General features: G+C 33.5%; 1 protein-coding gene. It reads right to left on the bottom strand.

Annotated elements, in window-relative coordinates; translation table 11 throughout:
• Positions 1-291: 291 nt before the first annotated feature.
• A complete protein-coding gene (locus F6K52_RS36645; protein ID WP_293090191.1) occupies positions 292-756 on the bottom strand; it encodes a BON domain-containing protein in 465 nt (154 codons plus the stop codon).
• Positions 757-1112 lie beyond the last annotated feature (356 nt).

Genomic DNA, 1112 nt, shown 5'->3' with positions numbered 1-1112 from the left:
GTTAAGTTAATTGTTGCACCATTCCCTAACAAACAACTCGGCTCTAACCAATTTTTATTTCAAACATATTCTCAAAGCTACTTGACAACTGTGATGCAGGCTTAACTTGTTACCAATACTGTAGGGGCTGGATTTCCCCGCCCTTAACTCATTAACAAAAACAGTAGGGACGCAATCATAATGCATCTCTACTGTTTTATACATATCCAAAAAATAGCTGTATAATCTTGTAGTCTGGATATGATTATCCGTTTTCAAAGGACATACAGCTACAATTTAACAAAGAAATTCTTAATTCTTAGGTGATTCAACAGTTGCTTCTACCTTGACTGCTTTATTAGTTTTGAGTTGAGATACTATTTGCTCTACAATGCCCAGTTCAGCTTCAGAAGCTACTGTTCCTGTAATAGTGATATTATCATCTTTCTCTTTAACTTCTAAATTACTTTTAGGTAAAGCTTCTTTTAATTTTGCAGCAATATCACCTGTTGATTTTGCATCAGTTATTGTGTTAGCAGTAGTATCAGCTGTGTCTGCTGCATTTGCTTCCACATCTGGTTTTACATCGTCAGTTGATTTAGGTACAGTTTCAGTAACACTATCAGTGACAGGAGAAGCTGGTTCTACTGGTGTTTGAGCAGACTCAGTTGTATTACCTGGTTTTTCCAAAGAAGAAGTTTGAGAAGTATTGTCCTGACAGCCAACAGCACCTATTACTAAAATACCAGTGATGAGAAAAGGAATTACTTTTTTCATGTTGATCTCCAAATTACTTACTTAATTGAAGCGATGAGTTTTTTTGTGTGTTTAATATGAGAAGCAAGTGCTTAGTAATCATTGACTTGGTCAGCACATAATTACTGTCGCTAATAATTAATTTGAGTTAAATACAAATTGACTTGACATCATATACAGCTAAATTTTTTAGCTGTTCTTACGCAATATCAATTTATTCTCATCATCAGGTCTATCACAACTAGAGCTTATATAATAAATCATTTTTATTCACTATATAAGCTACAAGAGTTTTATCTATTGGTGATATTGCCCATTTGCTTATTAGCTCCCTAATTGTAACGAATTTATTTCAAAATAAAACAGGTTGATAAAAA

It is taken from the genome of Moorena sp. SIO3H5, assembly GCF_010692395.1.
Classification (GTDB): Bacteria; Cyanobacteriota; Cyanobacteriia; order Cyanobacteriales; family Coleofasciculaceae; genus Moorena.
The sequence above is the reverse complement of the archived record's forward strand: the minus strand, read 5'-3'. Positions and strand labels throughout refer to the sequence as shown.